Annotated in this window: 19 protein-coding genes; 9 read left to right on the forward strand and 10 right to left on the reverse strand. The window is 49.6% G+C overall.

The window, feature by feature from the left end; genetic code table 11:
- A complete protein-coding gene (locus R3187_RS04505) occupies positions 1 to 2,163 on the forward strand; it encodes a diguanylate cyclase (protein WP_318965509.1) in 2,163 nt (720 codons plus the stop codon).
- A gap of 17 nt (positions 2,164 to 2,180) precedes the next feature.
- Here the strand turns inward: R3187_RS04505 and R3187_RS04510 are convergent, their stop codons facing one another.
- Complete coding sequence (locus R3187_RS04510; protein ID WP_318965510.1) at positions 2,181 to 3,011, reverse strand: DNA ligase; 831 nt, start codon at positions 3,009 to 3,011, stop codon at positions 2,181 to 2,183.
- Between the two features lie 90 nt (positions 3,012 to 3,101).
- Positions 3,102 to 3,791, reverse strand: a complete 690-nt coding sequence (mtgA, locus tag R3187_RS04515; RefSeq protein ID WP_318965511.1) for a monofunctional biosynthetic peptidoglycan transglycosylase — start codon at positions 3,789 to 3,791, stop codon at positions 3,102 to 3,104.
- A gap of 278 nt (positions 3,792 to 4,069) precedes the next feature.
- On the opposite strand from mtgA, the gene R3187_RS04520 reads away from it, so the two are divergent.
- The 3 genes from R3187_RS04520 to R3187_RS04530 all read left to right on the forward strand — a co-directional run bounded on the left by R3187_RS04520 (position 4,070) and on the right by R3187_RS04530 (position 6,767).
- Positions 4,070 to 5,374 (forward strand): glycerophosphodiester phosphodiesterase family protein, encoded by a 1,305-nt coding sequence (locus R3187_RS04520; RefSeq protein ID WP_318965512.1) that lies wholly within the window; start codon positions 4,070 to 4,072, stop codon positions 5,372 to 5,374.
- Between the two features lie 111 nt (positions 5,375 to 5,485).
- Positions 5,486 to 6,091, forward strand: coding sequence for a hypothetical protein (locus R3187_RS04525; RefSeq protein ID WP_318965513.1), 606 nt, complete (start codon positions 5,486 to 5,488; stop codon positions 6,089 to 6,091).
- Between the two features lie 124 nt (positions 6,092 to 6,215).
- Entirely contained in the window at positions 6,216 to 6,767 is a 552-nt protein-coding gene (locus R3187_RS04530) for a hypothetical protein (protein WP_318965514.1), read from the forward strand.
- A gap of 99 nt (positions 6,768 to 6,866) precedes the next feature.
- On the opposite strand, the gene R3187_RS04535 is transcribed toward R3187_RS04530, so the two are convergent.
- Together R3187_RS04535 and R3187_RS04540 are read right to left on the reverse strand one after the other, a co-directional pair.
- Positions 6,867 to 7,283 carry an ion channel gene (locus tag R3187_RS04535; RefSeq protein ID WP_318965515.1) on the reverse strand — a complete coding sequence of 139 codons (417 nt, stop codon included), beginning with the start codon at positions 7,281 to 7,283 and terminating at the stop codon, positions 6,867 to 6,869.
- A gap of 75 nt (positions 7,284 to 7,358) precedes the next feature.
- The gene (locus tag R3187_RS04540) at positions 7,359 to 8,000 is read right to left on the reverse strand and encodes a DUF998 domain-containing protein (protein ID WP_318965516.1); all 642 of its coding nucleotides are present in this window, start codon (positions 7,998 to 8,000) and stop codon (positions 7,359 to 7,361) included.
- A gap of 165 nt (positions 8,001 to 8,165) precedes the next feature.
- Here R3187_RS04540 and bla point away from each other — a divergent pair, with 165 nt between their 5' ends.
- Positions 8,166 to 9,077 carry a subclass B3 metallo-beta-lactamase gene (gene bla, locus R3187_RS04545; RefSeq protein ID WP_318965517.1) on the forward strand — a complete coding sequence of 304 codons (912 nt, stop codon included), beginning with the start codon at positions 8,166 to 8,168 and terminating at the stop codon, positions 9,075 to 9,077.
- Positions 9,078 to 9,125: 48 nt separating this feature from the next.
- Here the strand turns inward: bla and tmpT are convergent, their stop codons facing one another.
- The 4 genes from tmpT to R3187_RS04565 form a co-directional block, all read right to left on the reverse strand.
- Positions 9,126 to 9,764: a thiopurine S-methyltransferase gene (gene tmpT, locus R3187_RS04550; protein WP_318965518.1), complete on the reverse strand. Its 639-nt coding sequence runs from the start codon at positions 9,762 to 9,764 to the stop codon at positions 9,126 to 9,128.
- 69 nt (positions 9,765 to 9,833) lie between these two features.
- A complete protein-coding gene (locus R3187_RS04555) occupies positions 9,834 to 10,190 on the reverse strand; it encodes a hypothetical protein (RefSeq protein WP_318965519.1) in 357 nt (118 codons plus the stop codon).
- Positions 10,191 to 10,203: 13 nt separating this feature from the next.
- Positions 10,204 to 10,548: a hypothetical protein gene (locus R3187_RS04560; RefSeq protein ID WP_318965520.1), complete on the reverse strand. Its 345-nt coding sequence runs from the start codon at positions 10,546 to 10,548 to the stop codon at positions 10,204 to 10,206.
- Positions 10,548 to 11,498 carry a hypothetical protein gene (locus R3187_RS04565; RefSeq protein ID WP_318965521.1) on the reverse strand — a complete coding sequence of 317 codons (951 nt, stop codon included), beginning with the start codon at positions 11,496 to 11,498 and terminating at the stop codon, positions 10,548 to 10,550. The genes R3187_RS04560 and R3187_RS04565 overlap by 1 nt, the downstream gene beginning before the upstream one ends.
- Before the next feature lie 252 nt (positions 11,499 to 11,750).
- Here R3187_RS04565 and R3187_RS04570 point away from each other — a divergent pair, with 252 nt between their 5' ends.
- From R3187_RS04570 to R3187_RS04580, 3 genes are all read left to right on the forward strand, one after another.
- A complete protein-coding gene (locus tag R3187_RS04570) occupies positions 11,751 to 12,227 on the forward strand; it encodes a hypothetical protein (RefSeq protein ID WP_318965522.1) in 477 nt (158 codons plus the stop codon).
- A gap of 86 nt (positions 12,228 to 12,313) precedes the next feature.
- Positions 12,314 to 12,751 carry a hypothetical protein gene (locus R3187_RS04575; protein ID WP_318965523.1) on the forward strand — a complete coding sequence of 146 codons (438 nt, stop codon included), beginning with the start codon at positions 12,314 to 12,316 and terminating at the stop codon, positions 12,749 to 12,751.
- A gap of 164 nt (positions 12,752 to 12,915) precedes the next feature.
- Positions 12,916 to 14,238 carry an amidohydrolase gene (locus R3187_RS04580; RefSeq protein WP_318965524.1) on the forward strand — a complete coding sequence of 441 codons (1,323 nt, stop codon included), beginning with the start codon at positions 12,916 to 12,918 and terminating at the stop codon, positions 14,236 to 14,238.
- Between the two features lie 43 nt (positions 14,239 to 14,281).
- Here the strand turns inward: R3187_RS04580 and R3187_RS04585 are convergent, their stop codons facing one another.
- Positions 14,282 to 16,522 (reverse strand): exonuclease domain-containing protein, encoded by a 2,241-nt coding sequence (locus tag R3187_RS04585; protein ID WP_318965525.1) that lies wholly within the window; start codon positions 16,520 to 16,522, stop codon positions 14,282 to 14,284.
- Positions 16,523 to 16,661: 139 nt separating this feature from the next.
- Here R3187_RS04585 and R3187_RS04590 point away from each other — a divergent pair, with 139 nt between their 5' ends.
- On the forward strand, positions 16,662 to 16,844 hold the full coding sequence (locus R3187_RS04590; protein WP_318965526.1) for a hypothetical protein: 183 nt from the start codon (positions 16,662 to 16,664) through the stop codon (positions 16,842 to 16,844).
- A gap of 11 nt (positions 16,845 to 16,855) precedes the next feature.
- On the opposite strand, the gene R3187_RS04595 is transcribed toward R3187_RS04590, so the two are convergent.
- Positions 16,856 to 20,023, reverse strand: a complete 3,168-nt coding sequence (locus R3187_RS04595; RefSeq protein WP_318965527.1) for an efflux RND transporter permease subunit — start codon at positions 20,021 to 20,023, stop codon at positions 16,856 to 16,858.

Genomic DNA, 20,023 nt, shown 5'->3' on the forward strand with positions numbered 1-20,023 from the left:
ATGCCGTCTAGTTATGCCACTTTTAAAGAAAACTTTAGTTTGATGCATTTGCTCTACCCGCTGATCCTGGCAATTTGCGTTATCTGCCCCCCCATTGCAGCCAGTCCGGTTGAGGTAAACGCGTTGCGCCAGGCAATAACAGAGGCCCGCCAACAAGGGGATATGGATAGCGCAGATAAGCTTGCCCAGCAGTATTTTAACGCAACAACAGCAGACGCTGAACAGTCTGAGCTGGGTAACGCCTACTATCAGCTGGGCAGAAATGCAATGGAACGCAACAATTACCCGCAAGCCAGAGAATATCTGGAGCAGGCGGTCAGCCAATATCAGAATGGTTCAGCGACGTTGTTGCTGGCCAATGCGTTGCAGCAACTTGGCCTGACATTTCGTTATCAGAGTGAGTATCATAAAGCACTGGAATACCTGTATCAGGCCATGCAGCATTATCAGCAGCTAAACGACCTCTCAGCCATTGCCTCTGGTTATAACAGCCTTGGCACCACGTTGGAGAAAATGGGCCAGTATGAACAGGCATTGCACGCACATCAGCAGTCACTTTCCTTACATTATCAAACCGGCGATAAAGGCGGGATTGCCAGTGCCATCTATAATCTTGGTGACCTTCACCGCGTGCTGGGAGATAACAGCCAGGCCCTGACCTATTTTCTAGAATCGCTGGAACTGGATAAAGCGAACGGTAATCTGCGCGATATTGCCTATAGCCATAATAAACTGGGGTATATTTACAGCGAATCGGGCGATTATCTGCAGGCAGCAGCGCATTTGCAGCAGGCACTAAGCCTGTTTGAACAAATTAGTGCACCCCGCGATCTAGACTGGGCACGCACCAACCTTGCCAAACTTGCCATGCATCAGGGGGATTACCAGCACGCTACTAAGCTGATTGAAGGGGTCATTAGCCGCGCCACATTACACCACTACAACAGTTTGCTGGTCGATGCTTACAAGCTTGCCACCGAGCTCGCCATCACCACAGGTGAGTACGACAACGCACTCACTTACATTGAAGCAGGCGTTAGTCGTGCCCGCCAGAACCATGAACGTGCAGATGAAGCGCAGCTTGAACAAATGCGGGTGAACGTACTGATCCAACAGGGCCGGGTGCGTGAAGCGCTCGCAGCTCTGCTACAGCAAAACAAACTGGAAGATGATATTTTTAACAATAACCGGGTGTCTGCTATTGCTTCCATCCAGGCCCAGACCGAATTTATTCGCCAGCAACACCGAATAGATCGGCTGCAACAACAGCAAATATTACAACAGGCTTTGTTGGAGCGACAAAGGTGGTCCCGTAATTTTTGGATCCTGGGTCTGGTGGCAACATTTATCCTGTTGCTGTCGCTGTATCGCAGGCTAATTCAAAAACGGCTGAATCAGCGCCTTAGCCAACAGGTTGCGGCCAGAACAGATGAGCTGAATCAAAAAAATCATGAGTTAAGCCTCGCTTACCAGCAACTAGAAACTATTAGCCTTACTGACAAACTCACCGGTCTTCACAACCGCCGATTTTTAGAAAATCATATTGAAAGCGATCTGGAACATTGCCGGCGCATGCAACAGGATTGGCAGGAAGGCAAAACGGCCCGACCAAAAGGGGCAGATTTGGTGGTATTTATGATCGATCTCGATAACTTTAAAGCGCTGAACGATAGCTACGGCCACAATATCGGTGATTTGATTTTAAAGCAGCTGAAACACAGAATGCAGCAGGTATTTCGTCAAACAGATTATTTGATACGCTGGGGTGGTGAAGAATTTGTTGCGGTGGCGCGGTTTATTGAACGGGAAGACGCCAGGCAAATTGCCGAGCGATTTGTCGAATCGGTGCACAGCACACCTTTTGAAGTGGATGCGCAGCACTCGCTAACTGTTTCCTGTTCAGTGGGTTACGCTTGCTACCCACTGCCGGTGGGGGCTACTACCCGGCCCTGGCCTGCATTACTTCGCCTTGCCGATCTCTGTCTGTATGCCGCAAAATACTCAGGACGGAATGGCTGGGTTGGCGTACAAGACTACCATACTGCATTGCCGTCGGACGCCGCTGATGTTAATGCGACACAGATGCAACAAGCGATTGATGAGGGTCATATCGAAATTTATCATTCGTTTGCCGACAATCTTAACTGGCCCACCATTGCCTGATGTAACCCATCAACTGGTTAATAAACCTGTTGCACTCTTAAAAAACGTGCGAAACGAGGCAAGCCATGCTTAGTCAGACCATTATACCGGTAAGTCACTACAGTACCAATTGGCGGCGGTGTCTGGCGCATAGCATCGGTTAGGCCGCTGCCAATGGCAAAGGTTTTACCCTCTGGCGTTTTAACAATTAGCGCGCCCGCCATACCCCGGTATTTACCCTTGCCAGGCCGGTAACCAATGACTTCCGCTTCCGTATCCTGATAAGTTTTTAGTTTGAGTAAGTCGCGGCTTCTGCCGGTTTTATACAGTGCATTTTGTTGATGCAGCATCAGGCCCTCGGCACCTGCACGTTCCAGCTCACCAAGTTTAGCCCGCAATGTGGCTGTATCATGGATACGAAACTGCGGCACCACCAGCAAATAAGGGCTGCTGTATTGCTGGCTAAGGCGTTGCATCTCGCTAATCCGCTCAGTAAAAGTACCTGCAGCATCGGGCAACTCAAACAGGTAATAACGAATGTGTTGCCATTCGCTATCTACCGGCTGTTGTTTGCTAACAATACTTAGGGTGTCGGCAAACTTATTGCGGCCAAGCCATAATTCACCGTCTAATTTTTGCTTAGGGAAACCGGCGACAAACCAGGCTGGCGCCGCAATAACATTGCCGCCACGGCTAATCAGCTGTTCGCCATCCCAGAAGGCCCGCACCCCATCCAGCTTTTCGCTGACCCAGTACTGCTGCACATCGATATTGCTGTTATACACGTCAGCCAGCAATAAATCGGGTTTGGTCGCTGCGGTTAAATGACAACAACAGAGCAACAGCAGGAAGGCTAACAATTTATTCATTATTTAGCATCTTTTTGCTTAAATAAGCAAAGTATAGTGAATAAGGCCGATACGGCAAATTAAGGATGGTGGCGCTAACGATAAATGGAGTTAATTCAGTATCCGCTGCAAATAACCTGGCCCGAGTTGTTGCATTTGCCGTTCAACCCAGGCCACCCGCTCGCGCAGATACGGGGTTAACTGACGGGCATCACGGTTACGCGGCCCCGGCAGCAGCACGGCCAGCCGCGCCGCTTCATTTCTGGTTAGCTTGCTGGCCGGTTTATTAAAGTAGTGCAGGCTCGCTGCTTCCACGCCATAAATACCTTTGCCAAACTCCGCGATATTTAAATACACTTCCAGGATCCGCTTTTTACCCCAGATCACTTCCAGACTCAGGGCCAGCCCGGCTTCCAGGCCTTTTCGAACCAGGCTGCGGCCGGGCCACAGCAACAGATTTTTTGCCGTTTGCTGGCTGATTGTGCTGGCACCACGCAAACCGCCGCGCTGTTCTGACTGCTCGAGGGCATCACTGATGGCAGTAAAATCGACACCGTAATGCTCAGGAAAACGTTGATCTTCAGAGGCCACCATCGCCAGCGCCACATGTGCAGGCAGCGTATCAATACTTACCCACTGCTGGCGCACCGGATAAGGGCTTTGCAGCATAAAAGAGGAGGTGGGCGGCGCTACAAACCGCAACGTCAGCAGCAGGATCAGCAACAACAGCACCATGCCCAGCACGACGCGCCACAGCACAAACCATGTCCAGCCTACAAAACCACGTTCACCCTGGGTCATTCACTCTTTACCACCCGATGTCAGATTCCAGAAAAAGCCGCTGTACGGCGCTGCCATTCGCAATGTTCAAGCATACAGGTTTTAAGCCTACCGCAGACTGAACTGTACAAACAAAGATCCATACCTGCCGGCGCAGCTAAGATGATCACAATATCGTCATTAGATTTACACTTTTAATTCACAACACTTGAATAGGGTAGCACTGCCGTGCCGTGAATCGGCTGTTAAATGCGTTCCTTAATGCTGCTATTGTTAAACTAACTATCAAGGAAAATTTTATGCTCAATTTAAAGATCTTGCGCGGTCTTGGCATATCCACCCTGCACGTGGCCCTATTGCTGAGCCCGGTGTTTGCCTTCGGCGATACTAACACCGTCCTCCGCCAGAAAGACAACCAGACAAATATCAGTAGTCCTTCCCTTAAAGTACCCAACAAGTATGCTGTGCAGTTCGGGCCGCGCCCCGCTTACCTGGTTGATAATATGGACTCCGGCCTGCTGAAACAGCGCTTACAGAGCTGCAATACCGGCCGCAAGCTGAAAAAAACCCTATTTTCTATTGGTCATCGCGGCGCACCTTTGCAATTTCCGGAGCATACCAAAGAGTCGTATGAGGCCGCAGCCAGCATGGGTGCCGGTATCATGGAGTGTGATGTCACCTTTACCCGGGACAAAGAGCTGGTCTGCCGCCATTCGCAATGCGATTTGCACACCACGACGAATATTCTGGCGATACCTGAGCTGGCAGCGAAATGCAGCGAACCGTTTACCCCGGCAGACCCTGCCACAGGCACGCCCGCAAGCGCCAGATGCTGCACCAGCGACATAACCTTAGCAGAATTTAAAATGTTAAAGGGTAAAATGGATGTCTTTAATCCAGAAGCCACCAGCGTTGCAGAGTATATGCAGGGCACGCCGGCCTGGCGTACTGATCTTTATGCCACCACCGGCACTTTACTGACCCACGCCGAAAGCATAGCGTTGTTTAAACAACTGGGCGTAAAATTTACCCCGGAGTTAAAAGCAGCCGAGGTGCCAATGCCTTATCAGGGTACCTACAGCCAGGCTGACTATGCCCAGCAGCTTATTGACGACTATCGGGCCGCCGGCATCAGAGCCAAAGACGTCTGGCCGCAGTCATTTAATATTGCTGACATCCGGTACTGGCTGGCCAATGAGCCGTCTTTTGGTCGCCAGGCAGTTTATCTGGATGACGCGAATACCCCTTTTGATCTGCCCTCAGCATCAGAACTGCAAGGTTATGCTGCCGAAGAAATTAACATCGTTGCGCCACCGATGTGGGCCTTGCTGGAGCTGGACGCAGATAATAACATTGTGCCGTCTGCTTATGCCCGCAATGCTAAAGATGCCGGACTTGATATTATTGCCTGGTCTTTTGAGCGATCCGGACCGTTAACCAATGGCGGCGGCTGGTATTATCAAACCGTCAACCCGGTTATTAACAATGACGGTGATATGCTGGAAGTACTACACGTAATGGCACAAGAGGTCGGGGTAATCGGCGTGTTCTCAGACTGGCCAGCCAGCGTCAGCTTTTATGCTAACTGCATGGGCCTGCCCTGAGTACGCTCCAGCCCAAGGTGTTCAGCACCGGCAACCAGTTGAAAAGCGGGTGAAAGCCCGCTACTGTTTAGCACAGAAAATTGTCTTACCTTACAGAGACTCAACATTACCATGAGTGAAAATCGCTTCCGCCATTTAATCGGGCCGGCTTTATTTGAGGCAGCATTTGTTGTGCTTGGTGTGGTATTGGCGCTGGCCGCCAATGAATGGCGGCAGAACCGGGCCGATATTGCCCAGGCTAACACTGCGCTGACAGAAATTGTGCGCGAGCTGGAGGCGAACCGGCAGGCAGTGGCTGACTCGTTGGAATACCACCGCGGTTTAGTCAGCCGGATTATGCAGGTAGCTGATGATCCGGCTCAGCTGAGTATTCGTGATTTCAGCCGTGGTTTTATTTTCCCGGCACAGGTTCACCATACCGCCTGGAGTTCGGCGGCTGAAATTGGTGCGCTGAGTAATATGTCTTATGATTCAGTGCTGGTGTTATCCCGTGTTTATGCACAGCAGGAGAGTTATCAGGAGCAGGCAAAAAGTGTCGGGCAGATTATCTATACCGAACTGTACCGGGGCGGAACAGCAGCTATTATTGCCAATTCAGATAATCTGATCACCATATTACAAACCTTTGCTTATCGGGAACAACAGTTGTTAAAGACATACAACACCCTGCTAAGCGAGACCTTCACTGAGCAGCATCGCCAGCTCGCAGCAGATTAAACCAACGCAAAATTGTCCTTAATCTTAGTTGAAAATGTTCATTGCCATCGAACGCGGCAATTTGACATACCGCTATCTGTAAAATATTTTTAAGTTTATTTACTGTTCATAAGCGAGGTCAGCCATGAGTGTCAAGACTCAGAGTTTAATCGTTAATGGTGTCAGAAACGGCATTATCAGCAATCTGACAGGAAAAAATGAAGTTTCATCGGCATTTGTTATCTCGGTCAGAGATACCGCTATCACTACCATTCAGGGTACCCGGGATTTAATGGTTAGCGGTATTGAAGTGCCGGCTTCCATTGTTAAAGGTGCTATTGAAGGAATAGCTGACACCCGGGTTGCTTTTACTAAAGTAATTAACTGGATTGTCGATGGCGCAGTACAAGGCGCTATGGCAGAAGGTATTCTGGAAACCGAAGCCGTAAGCGGCGCCGTGCAGCAAGCCATATTCAGCGCTAATGCTTTGGGCGAAAACAGTAGTCTGGTGGCAGTTGCAGCTGTAAAGGGGGCAATCAGTGCAGTACAACAGACAGAGGGTAATACTGTTCATACAACCCAGGATGCGGTAATGGCAGCGCTTCACGCCGCCAGCGAGATAGACAGCAGCGCTGAAGAAACGGTTAAACAGGCTCTGACTGACAAGATAGCTGGCGCGAAAGAAATTATCGCCTAACAAATAGAAGACGGTAATTAACCCCACTAAGGTTGCCGTTTTTCAGAATGCCTGTTTCCCCTAGTAACGATTGTGTTCTGGCATTACCAAAAGCGCAGACTATTCGCGGAATGCGCGGCCCCAAGCCGAGTAAATAAACGTCGCTGACCACGTCAGTACCATAAAGCCACCGAGCGACTGCATCATATTGATCATTCTAATCGGGCCGTGCGTTTCAATTTCGGTATAGCCCAGCGTCGCGAAATTAATGCCTGAGAAATAAATTAGATCTCCCCAGCTTCCGTCATAGAATGCTGTGAAACCGCCCATCGAGTCCAAGGTTAGTAGTATGCGATAAGCGACGGCGAACAATAGAATCTCAGCGGTATGGATCGTTAATAGCCCATTGAAAACGAGAAAAATCGTTCGGTTAGGCTTATCCCGAGCCGTCCCCGTTAACAGGTCAAGCCAACGCAAAGAGAAGTGGTGGATTACACCAAGCAGCATAACGAGTAAAAAGCCAATAAGCAGAGCCATGTCATTATCCTTTCTAATTTTCTTACAGCTATATGCTGCAATCACCCCTTAGTGACCAATAACCTTGAACATAGCCTATCCAGGAAGTACCTGAGCGCTATGCTTACAGCGTATTTGTGCTGATAAATGAAATGAGTACAAAATTATCCATGTGTATATCGATAATTCGAATACCCTTTGCGCTATTCCTACAAACGCAAATTCCGGGTTAAGCATAATCAGCATGACAAAGGCTAGCCCGCCTATCGCATAACCCATATTGGCCAGTAATCTGCTACCGGTTTGCTTCAGATAAGTCGCTAAAATAAAAACACTGGCTACTGCGCTTACATAGCCCAGCAGAGCCGAAAAATTATGAATAAGTTGAGATGAGCTGGGGTTCTCTGGCCGACAGCCGGCGTCACACGGGTAAAAAGCGGCAATGCCAAGTGTAATGGCATAAACGGCAATTGCTACCAGCCCTATCAGCTGTTTTCTGCGCCGGGAGCAATAACATATCGCTATTCCGACAAACAGCACCAGTAAAACACTTGCCGGAATAAAACCGCCGAAATTGACTACTTTTCCATTGGCCGCATCAATTGCCCCAAGTTCACTTATAAACTGTGACATGTGCTGATAACCCGGCTGATTAATGCCAGCTAAAATGATAGTCATTAAAAACCAGAGACCACTTGCCAACGGCAGTATTATTATTAGTTTCGTCAGGTATTTCATTGCTTAAATTTTCCATTGGTAACTGACAAGGTATCGACTGCCCGGGCATACCCGCCAGATTTGCGATCAGGCAAATTAACTACGGCCCTTTACTGATAATAATTGCCATAACGGGTTTCGCCCTTTAAGGTTAGCGCTGTCCCGCCACTTTGTAAGGCAGCCGATATGACGTTGTATAACATTTTTCGCCATTTTTGTATGGTCAGTACCTTAAGTTGTGTTGCAGTGGCTGCCACTTGCTACGCAACAGCAAGCCCAACGATAGCAAACTCAGCAGCCAGTGACTGGGTTAACAGCTGCACCGACTGGGATACGTGGGACAAAGCCGGGCCACCCTTTCATATTTACGGCAACAGCTACTATGTCGGCACTTGCGGTATCAGCGCTATTCTGATCACCAGCGCCGATGGCCATATTCTGATTGACGGCGCCACTGAAGCGGGCGCAGAGGTGATTGCAGCCAATATCCAAACGCTTGGCTTTGCAATAACAGATATAAAACTGCTACTGCAAAGCCATGAGCATTTTGACCATGTTGCCGGTTTAGCCCGGTTGCAGCAACTCAGCGGTGCCAGGCTGCTGGCGTCTGCCGCTGCCGCACCGGTGTTAACCAGTGGCGTGGTGGCCGCCGCCGATCCGCAAGCCGGCATGCACCAGCCTTTTCCGGCCGTCAAAGTCGATGGTTTGGTAACCGCCGGCGAAGTAGTTACCCTGGGTAAGCTAAGCCTGATGCCGGTGGCAACCCCCGGACACACTCCGGGCGCCTTAAGCTGGCAGTGGACCAGTTGTGAAGCCGAACAATGTCAGGTGTTGGTGTATGCCGACAGTTTATCGCCGGTTAGCAGCGACAGTTATCGTTTTAGCGAGCATCTAAGTTACTTACAAGCCTACCGGGCCGGCTTAGATAAACTGGCAGCGCTTGATTGCCAGATATTGCTTACGCCGCACCCATCGGCCAGTAATATGCGCACCCGGCTACAAAGCAACGGCTTAACAGACACCGATGGTTGTAAGGTTTACGCAGCAGCAGTAACCCAGCGGCTGGATAAGCGGTTAACTAAGGAAAAAGCGCAGTAGTCCCGGAGTATTCTGACAGCTTTTGTCTGCTCTTAGCTGCCGAAAACCTTATCGTTGGCTTAAAAGCCAGGCAAGCTCGGTGGCCTGACACTTTTTCTTTAAGCCGCCCGGCACCTCGAGTTCTGCCAGGCAGTTAAGTTGGTAGGCATGGCTATAGAGGTTAAGCATTTCTTCACTATTAACCGAGAACGGCGGCCCTGCCAGTAGCGCTTGATCATACTCAAAGCAAATAACCAGTTGCGGTGCGCACTGGCTTATTTCAATTAGATGCTTTGCATAGCGCTGGCGCATCTCAGCCGGCAGCGCCACCAGCGCAGCGCGGTCGTATATTGCAGCAACCGGGCCTAAGGTGGCTTGCGACAATTCAAAAATATCGCCAACAAACACCTCAAGCTCAGCAGCATGGTAGTGCTGCAACTTGCCGATACTGCTGACGGTGGGTGTTAGCCCCAGCTCAGCAAACAGTTCCTGCACCGCCATTTCGCTTAATTCAGCACCCACGACTTGATACCCCTGCGTCAATAGCCAGTGAATATCAAGGCTCTTGCCGCAAAGGGGCAGAAACACCCTTGCGCCAGGCGCGAGTGCCAGTTGCTTGAAACAGCGTACCAGCAACGGATTAGCCGCAGCCTGATGAAAAGCAATTTCTCTTTTTTGCCACTTTTCCTGCCAGAATTCCGGGTTCAAATGCGATCCTTTAGTTTTGTTGCTAATATTTTGAGCTGCCCCTAAATGTTACGGAGCGCCATGACTGACTTATTCGGACATCTCAGGATAAAGAATTATCCCTGCAATCATAAAAACCAGGAATGATAAATGCACCCATACAGCCAGAATGTAATCCCTTCGCCTGGCTAAAGCGCTACCGTCTTCATGGCGGATCTCATAGAAAATAGACGCCCTCTGCCAAATAATTGCAAGCGCATAAGTGCTAATTCGCGAGCCCCTCCAGTCTGACGTAACCCAGTCTCTGCCCATACGCGCTAATTCTTTATCAAAATATTTCACTGTAACTCTGATAAAGCACCACATGGAAATCAGGGTACTAATAACTGAAACCATAGCAATAATGACCAAAGCATCGTAGATAAGCGCAATGTTGATCTGATTCACAATCAAACCAAAACTAATCACGTATAAATGGATAAATAACAAATACTGCAACAAGAAAGAGTAAGAAAGACAATTCAAACCACAGTGCAAGGTAATAATCTTTCCTGCGGGCAATTGCTCTTACCTCAGCGCCTGCTATTAAAGGCGTTTTGGCAAACCATTCTGAGAGGATCGCAAGCGCATAAATACTGATTCTGATACCAATACCATCCCATACCGGCTTACCAACACCTGATAATGCGAGCTGTCTATCAATGTGTTTTACTGAAACACGTGCAAACCACATGGTTGCAGCTAAAAAATTAAATATCAGAACAATGACAACTAGCAGTAAATTACTAAATAACTCACTGGGCATCACTTAAGCCCTATCGCCGTGCTGGAATGCCATAAAACATCACTAATGTCTTTACCAATTTCGTCAACAAATTTTGCTGATATTAAACCTGCTATCAATCCAGCACCAATAGCTATCACCCAGCCATACGGCGTGGCGATAAGAATTAACGTTAAGGTTGTGGTTAGCTGACCACCAACAATAGATCCTGCAATCACACCAAGTCCGAAGCCCGTCATTTCTCTGGCCAGTTCTTTTTGCCAATTGCCGCCTTGATTATACGTATCCTGAACTTTATTTACTCGCAGCCCGGCATCAAGAACAACAAGCCCCTTGCCCGCAATATTGGCAACACGCTGAAATTGCTGAACGCGTTTTACGTTATGGTAGCTTTGCAGTTTTATCGCTGCATCGGTTTTGCTACCACGCGCTAAACCCATTGCTCGTTCCGGATTACTCCACACCGTACCCCGATTGCCGGTTTTGGCATCATTAGTGGCCATAATACGCTTAATCTCACCCTGAAAATGCCTGTTCACCTCTGCCTGAGCCGCCGCAACCTTTTTTGCCAATGCTCGTTTTTCTGCTGCTTTTACTTTATTGATGTAGGCCGCACGGTATTTTTCCAACGCCTGCTGATAATCTTTGATATATGAAGCAAAGTTTTTCAAACGTGAGTCGAGTGCCGTAGCAGCTGCACCAGCGAATCCCGGTATCTCCTTTTTCACATAGGGTATTGCGGTATTTTGAGTAAAACTATTTACCGATTGCAAAGCAGGCTTTAACTGCAACTGATAAAACTCGGCCAGGGCATCTACCACTTCGGTGCCAAAATCTTTATTGAGCCGGGCGATGTTTCTGCGATCGGTAGCAGGCATTTGCTTTAACATTTCCAGAAAATGTAAAGCACCTGAATCATTAACCACCGCATTATCAGATTTGGTGATATAAGGCGTACCTGCAGCCAGCAAAGGTGCAGCCGGAACAGACTTTTCATCTAAGGTGTGGCCGGCCGGGCAAGGAATAAATTCTCTTGTAACCGGATTGGTGGTAATACAAATTTCTAATGACATTATTCATCCCTGAAAGATATTGTTAATTTAGGGTGAATATTAGTTACATTTTATAGTCATTGCAAGTTTAAACAGGCAAACTTAAAGGGCCTTAAAGCTAAACAATTTTTGTGCGAATAACGGTGCACATACTGAGAGAGAGCCTTAACTATGACAATAATAATGCCCCGTAATAGTTCTGTTTTTCTGGCATTATTTGCTTCTTTTTCTGCTAACGTTCTGGCTGAAAACAGAACCAACCTGATCGTCGCACCATCCTGGGGTGATCCTGAATTCAGCCAGTACGAGGCGCCGCACCAAACCAGCGAATGGCGCTACTCGCGTCACAATGCCACTTTAATTATCACTAAGGCACAGTGCCCCAAGTGTAAAGCCATATCACAGCAGGATATTGCGGAGCTTAACCAAACAGGTGCAACCGCCGTTATGCTACAACACCAAGCCGGCCCCGCTATGTTGCGGTTAAGCATTAGCCCGAAAGGGCAACTGCTGCGCACCTTTCAGCTAAATAGCGCCGGTATCCATTATCAGTTTCAGTTGGGAATAAATAGCACGATGCCACTGGTAGAAAGCTTTGCGTTGGAACAAGAATTTTTGGTCATGGTTAATAGCTTTTTAGTGGATTAAGCATTAATCAGGCGTAATCTCACCGCCTCCTCCATTTTCGCTGTGGAAGCCAAGATGGTTGCCAGACCCAAAAAGGTGGGCAGTTTATGAAGATATTTTTATTATTAACGTTAATGCTTTACAGCATAACAGTAGCTGCCTTTGATATTACTGAAAACGAGTTTACTACACCTGATCCCGCAGAGCTCTGCACAAGCAACGAAGCATTGTTTGGCGGCGCTTCTGTTATCTACTCTGATTTCGCTAAAGACATTGAAAACATTATTGTCAGCAAGATTAAAAGCAGCCGAAATTTTGCTGGTTTGCTGCAGTTTGTTAGCCAGTATCAGCCTGATGGCAGCTTTACCGATAACGATATTACAGATGCATTATTTGACGGCACTATCGTAGCAATAACCCCGTTTGACAAAAATATGCAAGTCGCCAGCAACGGCAACACTTTACGTTTTCGCCTGGCAGATCGCACAGTTTACTTAATCAAAAACGACAGCAACTGGAACTCCATCACTGTCTTATCTCAATAGCCAATTTACAGCGAAGCCCATTTTGCCGTCGCGGATAAATGTACCCAAAAGTGGATCTGAACCTAAAGGTTTAGAGGAAGTATTCAGGTTAATCAAACAGAAAAGACTTTCAAGAGATATGGGTGTATGTTTGATATCTGAAACCATTTATACGACACACTGCCATGAAAAAAATTTGCACTATTATCTTACTTAGCACTTTAAGCATCGGGCCAGGCGCGGCTTCTACTTCAGAAATTTCGAATAGCATAGAAAAAGACTATAAAGCGCATCTCGCTCCATTGTGGGATCACTTTCATCGCAATCCTGAATTGTCACTAATGGAACACAATACTGCAAAACGTCTGGCTAAAGAAATCCGCGCTGCTGGATTTACCGTGACAGAGGGAATTGGCGGCACAGGTATTGTTGCAATATTGAAAAATGGTCCCGGGCCGATGGTTATGCTTCGCGCCGATATGGATGGTTTACCGGTAAAAGAATTGTCTGGCTTAAAAAATGCGTCTCAAATCGTAATGACGGATTGGGACGGTAATGAAGTTGGGGTAATGCATGCGTGTGGCCACGACGTGCACATCACCAGTTTGGTGGGAACTGCAAGGTATATGGCTAAGATTAAAGATCAATGGTCTGGTACCTTAATGTTAATCGGTCAACCTGCTGAAGAAAAAGGCCCGGGTGCGTCAGCCATGATGGCTGATGGAATTTGGCAGAAATTTGGCCAACCTGACTATGCCCTTGCTTTCCATGTCGATGCTGATGCAGTAGCGGGTAAAATTACTATCGATGAAGGTTCTCCCTACGCAGGGTCTGATTCCGTAGATATTATCGTTCATGGAGTGGGTGCGCATGGCGCTTATCCTCATCAAGGCAAAGATCCCATTGTTATTGGCGCTCAAATAGTAGCTAATTTGCAAACTATTATAAGCCGGGAATTAGCGCCTCGAGACGCCGGGGTGATTACCGTTGGCTCTTTTCATTCAGGCACTAAACACAACATTATTTCTGAACGGGCACATTTACAATTAACGGTAAGAAGTTTAAACCCACAGGTCAGAGAGCAATTGTTATCAGCGATAAAACGTGTTGCCATAGGCACTGCTAAAACAGCGGGTTTAAGTGACGACAAAATGCCCGAAGTTATCGTGAGTCCTGAAGCTTATCCCCCGACATTTAACGACAGAAATTTAGCCCAACGCCTGAAAGCGGTTATCGTAAAAAAAATGGGAGAGGACGCGCTAATCCCGCCTGCGGAATCGGGTATGGGAGCTGAGGATTTTGGTTTCTTTACCACAGATCCGTATATTCCCAGTGTGTATTTCTCAGTAGGTGGCACGCCTAGTGAAGACTTTGAGCGAGCAAAAGCAGGCGGTGCACCGGTCGCTAGCCACCATAGTCCTCAATTTAAAATTTCACCAGAACCTTCTATAAAATCAGGGGTTGAAGCAAGCGTGCACGCCTTGCTTGAATTAATGCCTAGAAAATAAGCGGTAATAAGTTAGTTTGTTGCTGTAGTTACCAGCTGACTATTTAACCTGTTACACAACGCCTGGCATTAATCAGCTTTAACAATTCCACCGTGGCGGTGGCATCATCCAGCGCGCGGTGGTGGTTGGTAAGTTTAATGTCGAACTCTTCGCAAAGCTTGCCCAGGCTGTAAGATTGCAGCCCTGGGTAGTAGCGGCGCATATTAACTACGGTACAAAGCTGCGGCATTTCAAATGGTAGTTCCAGCCGGTTGAATTCTGCCCGGATAAAGCCATAGTCAAACTTGGCATTATGGGCGACAAAGACGGCACCTTGCAGAAATTCAGTTAATTTCGCTGCAATATCGGCAAAAGTCGGCGCATTGGCTACCATGGCGTTGTTAATGCCGGTTAGCCGGGTAATAAACGACGGAATATAACGCTGCGGGTTAATTAAGGTGCTAAAGGTATCGAGTACCTCGCCGGCCTGCACTTTTACCGCGCCTATTTCAATTACCCGGTCGTTACCTGCCTTACCACCGGTGGTTTCGACATCCAGCACTACATAAACACGGTTGGGGTCGACTATCCATTGCAGTTTTTCAATCCGGGCGTTAAAGCCAGCCTGTTGTAACGCCATTAACCGGGCCAGCTGATGGCGCTGAATTTTATCGCCGGGTGCTTTTACTTCTATAAACTGAATGGTTTGATCTTTAATCAGCAGTAAATCAGGGTAACCGCTGCAGTGGCGCTTAAAATCCTGCGCCATGGCGCGCAGGATTGGCGAGAGCGCGCTGCTGCCGTCGGCGTTTTGTGGTGCAAACTGGATTAGCGGCATTAGCTGCTCTGCTAACTCGGTATGCCAGTAAAACAGGTTATTAGCTTTGCCATAGTGGGCGGTAATAGCTGCCAGTATGCTGCTGGCAGCATTGGCCGCCGTTAATTGTTGCAGTTTCTGCTCTATCTCGCTGCTGAACTGCTGATAAAACCCGCCGCTGGTTAAGTTGCGGGGCCGGCGTTCAAACGGGTTGTGCAGTGCGCTGTGCTGATGTTCAAATAGCTCATGCCAGAACCACAGGCCAAACAGGGCGAGCCACAGGTTATTTTCGCTATGAAATACCCTGTAGCCCTGAGCTGCATAATGGGCCATTAAGCCCTGCTCGGCCTGGCCCAGGTACAGCTCGTCGACTCCAATTTCTGGCGCATCGTGCAATAACTGGCTCAACTGCGAGCGGCGTTCATTTCCCTTCGGTGCATTAAACTTGCGCCGGTAAAAATCTTCGGCAAACAGCCATTCTTCATCACAGCTGGGATCGGCCAGTAATTGCTGCAGTAGCGCTTGCGCGTTGTCGGTTTGTTGCTGCTGCATCAGTAAACGCACCAGCCGTTCGCTGGCCGGAAAGCCATTACTCAGCTGATAAAAGCGAATGGCCAGCTGCGGCAGTTTTGCCTGCTCGGCCAGTTTACCCAGCTGATAACAATGCTCGCTGCGCTTTAACTGCAGTGCTTCATCCGTGTGTTCTGGCCAGCCGTTTACCTGACTAAACCACGCCTCTAACAGGGTTTGTGCTATTTCGGGTTGCTTTTTAAGTTGCTTGCCAAGCTCATGGATTGCCGGCCTGGCTTTGGCCAGTTGAAAGGCCAGTTGCGCCTGGCTGGCTTCAGTAAACCGTGGCTGAAACTGCTGCTTAAACTGGCCGCTTTGTCTGATCCCTAAATCACGCAGGGTAAACAGCGATAAATTGGCTTCAATCCGGCCGAAATACAGAAAATACAGATAATTCAGCGCATCCTGCCGCCTTAGCACGACATAGCGCTGCGCCAGTTTATCGATAAGTGCTAACCAGTCAGCCGGCAGTGCCAGCGCAGCACCCAGCAGCAGCGGTTTGGTCTGGCTCTTTTTAACCGGCCGAAGCGCGCTACACTCCGCCCACAGCGCAGGCGGCAAGTGGTCTTTTGCCAGTTGCAGCAGCTGCCACAAAGTATCTTTGGTTAACCGCAGCCAGAAATCGGCTAAGTCACTGTTACTTAACGGTGCCACAAAACCCTGGCTAGTCAGTTCATCCAGCACCGGCCCGGGTGAACCAATTTCGGTGTAGTTAAGCTCGACATCGCAAAATACCTGGCCTTTGCGGTTTAGCATCCGCACCAGCAGTTGCTGTGCGCTTTCGCTAAGCGCGCTAAAGTCATCGATAAAAGCCTGGCTGTCCGGGGTTAGCACCGGCTGATATTGCTGGCTGACAAACTGCAGCAGCTCGTTAAAGTGCTGCAGATAATAACCGCTGTCGAGTTCGGGTTGCGCCATAGAGTTACTCAGTTATACAAATACGTAGATAAAGTACCGGCCGTTACCCTGGCATGCTGCCGGCGCAGTTGGCGAACAGATACGGCCAATGGTAAGCTGCTGGCCAATGTTACAGCTAATAACAAAGGACAATGTTAGCATGGGTAATTTATTGACCATTCTGGTTATTTTATTTATCAGCCTGTTTGTACTGGTTACCTTACTGGAAAAGTTTGGCAAAAAAACCGAAGAACAGGATTTAAGCAAATACGCCCGCTGGGTTTATCCGCTAATGGCGGTAATGCTGGGCGCAATGCTTATCAAATATTTTTTTATGTCGTAGCGGTTATTACTTCAGCCGTCGTCAGCTACGCCGGCGGCCTTTGCATTCCCCGCCCGCCGCTGCTGCCACTGCATTACTGTTACCAGCAAAGCCGGTAAAAACGTCAGGGCAATAATGGTTGAACATAATAAGCCGGTAAGCACAATAATGCCGACCCCGCGATATAATTCAGTACCGGCCCCAGGAATAAACACCAGCGGCGCCAGGCCGAATATGGTGGTGGTGGTTGACATTAAAATCGGCCGCAAACGGGTGGCTACCGCCGCAGTTACCGCTTCAATGACATTACAATCGGCCTGCTGCAGATTTTTCCGGCTTTGATCGACTATTAGGATCGGGTTGTTCACCACAGTACCAAGCAAAATAAGAAAGCCTAGCATGGTTATCATATCAAACGGCTGGGAAATGCCCGGCAAGCCGGCCAGCTGCAGCAAATCGCCAATGCCATTAATCACAGCCAGCCCGACCAGGCCGCCAGCAAGGCCCAGTGGCACCGTCGCCAGAATAAACAGCGGATAGCCCCAATGGGTAAAAATAGCTACCAGCAGCAGGTAGATCAGTACCAGCGCTATAGCAAAGTTACCGCTCAGCGCAGCTTTGGTCGCCTCTAACTGATCAGCGGCGCCGGTGATACTCAGATTCACCCCTGTGGCTACCTCACCGGCCCGCTGCAACTGCGGCACCAGCTCGTCCTGCACCCGGGCCACTGCTGTTTCCAGCGCGACATCGCGCGGCGGAATAATATATAAGGTTACCGTACGCCGGCCATCAACCCGGCGTAAACTGGCGCTGTCGGCAACCTCAACTAAATCTGCCAGCGCATTTAACGGCAATACCGCGCCCTGCGGTGTCTGCACCGGCGCCTGCGCCAGCTGCTGCAGGGTCTGGTTGGTGCCAGCACCACTGAACAGAAAAATATCAACCTTATCGTCCAGCATAAAGAATTCATCAACAAAGGCACCGTCGCTCAGCGCCGCTACTGCAAAGCCAAAGTCGTTCGCGTCAAACCCTACTTCGGCCAGTCGCGACCAGCGCGGCCGGATCTGAATTAACGGCTGGTCCAGCGACAATGACGACGGGTCGGAATTTAGCTGCGGATTATCAAACAGCTGTTGCGCGGCCAGATAGGCCGCTTCTGCGGTGCGGTATAAATCGGCCAGCTCAGGGCCGGAGATATCCAGTGCGACTGCCCGGGTGCCACCGTCATTACTGGAAATAATCGAACCACGTGCTGAGAAGGCCCGCATCCCGGGATATTCCCGGAACAGCGTGGTCAGGGCGTTCATCATGGCCTCAATATCGTCATCACGGGTCGGTTCACTCAGTACCCAGATCCGCCCGACTGAGACACTCAGCGAATAATACTGCAATGAAGGGATCCGGCTTTCACCCTGGTCGAATTGCTCAGGGTCGGCATTTACAGCATCATTCAGAATAAGCCGGATTTCGTCGGCAATCATACTCATTTCCGACAGGTTATACCCCGGTGGCGCTATCATTTGCGAAAAGGCTTTTGGCTCTTCGCCTTCCGGCAGATATTCGGCTGGCGGCATTAAGATCCAGCCAGCACCGACCGTTAACGCCAGGGTGATAACGAGGGTCAGCACGCGGCTTTTCGCACTGCTGACCAGGCTGCTGATGCCACGCAGTAAGCGGCCCGGAGTATCGTCCTTGGCAGTTAATGCCGCCCCCGAGCCAAAACCGAGCCGGGCAATGGCGGCCGGCACTACAAATACCGCCACCAGCATCGAGGCAATAATGGCCGAGGCAATCGCAATGGCGATATCGGAATACAGCTGTCCGGCTTCCTGCTCAACAAATAAAATGGGGGCAAATACCAGCACTGTGGTCATGGTAGAGGCCAGTACCGCCGGCCACACTTCCTGCACGCCGTTAATAGCCGCCTCAAGCCGCTTTAAACCATTGCGCCTGGCCTGCTCAATGCTCTCCAGCACCACTATGGTGTTATCGACTGTCATGCCGATGGCAAAGGCGATACCCGCCAGCGAAATAACATTAATGGTGCGGTTAAACAGCAACAAACCTAAAAAGGCGGCAATGGTGCAGACAGGCACCCCCATCACCGCCACCAGGGTGGCACGGGACGAGCGCAGAAACAGATACATGACCATGGTAGCCAGTAAAGCGCCCAAACCAAGGTTGGTCCAGACATTACGGATAGAGCTTTGCACATAGCGCACATCGTCACTCACCAGCTTTAGCTGTAAGCCGTTGGCTGCCAGCATGTCCTGATTTATCCGCTCCACTTCCGGCAGCATGGCGTTTTTAATATCAATGACATTAGAGCCGCTTTCCCGGCGCACAGACAAACTCAGGGTACGCTCACCGTCGGAATAGGACATATCCCGCACTTCGAAGTGATCCAGCTTTACTTCGGCAATATCTTTCAGCCTTACCTGGCTGTCGCCCCGCTGCAGTATTATCAGGTTTTCCAGCTCGCTCAGATCATCGAAACGGCCGACCATCCGCAGTAAATAGCGGCGTTTGCCGCTGTCGATATCGCCGGCTGACGCATCGGTATTACGATTGCGGACCGCCTGGCGTACCTCAGTCATACTGATCCCGCGCTGGGCTAACCGGGCCGGGTCAATCAGAATTTGCACCTGACGGGGTGCGCCGCCGCTGACCCCAATCTCCGAGACACCGGGCACCCGCTCCATCCGCGGCCGCACATAGTCTTCGGCGTAATCACGCACCATGTCCATATCCAGCCCCAGCGGGTTACCGGGCAGCGGCATTAACCGGAAATACATAAAGGCATTGCTGGAGAAAGAACTACTGAACAGCCGGGGCTGATCGACATTCTCAGGATAGGCATTAACCTGGCTCAGGGCGTTACTGACCCGGATCAGCGCTTCGTTAATATCCACCCCGAAAGGAAACTCCAGCTCTATGGTCGCCGAGCCGGTTTCGGCTAATGAAATCATCCGCTTCAGGTTAGGCAGATTACGCAGATAGCGTTCCTGCTCAATCAGAATTTCTTTTTCGATATCCTGCGGTGTTGCGCCCGGCCAGCCGGTAACCACACTGATCGTGCGCACTTCCAGGTCCGGGATCATTTGCACCGGGATCCGCATCGCGGCAGCAATGCCCAGCACGGCAATAATTAATACCACGACGGCTAAAATGGTGCCGCGCCGAATTCCTGCTGCCAGCAT

Source organism: Arsukibacterium sp. (assembly GCF_033721375.1).
GTDB lineage: Bacteria > Pseudomonadota > Gammaproteobacteria > Enterobacterales > Alteromonadaceae > Alishewanella.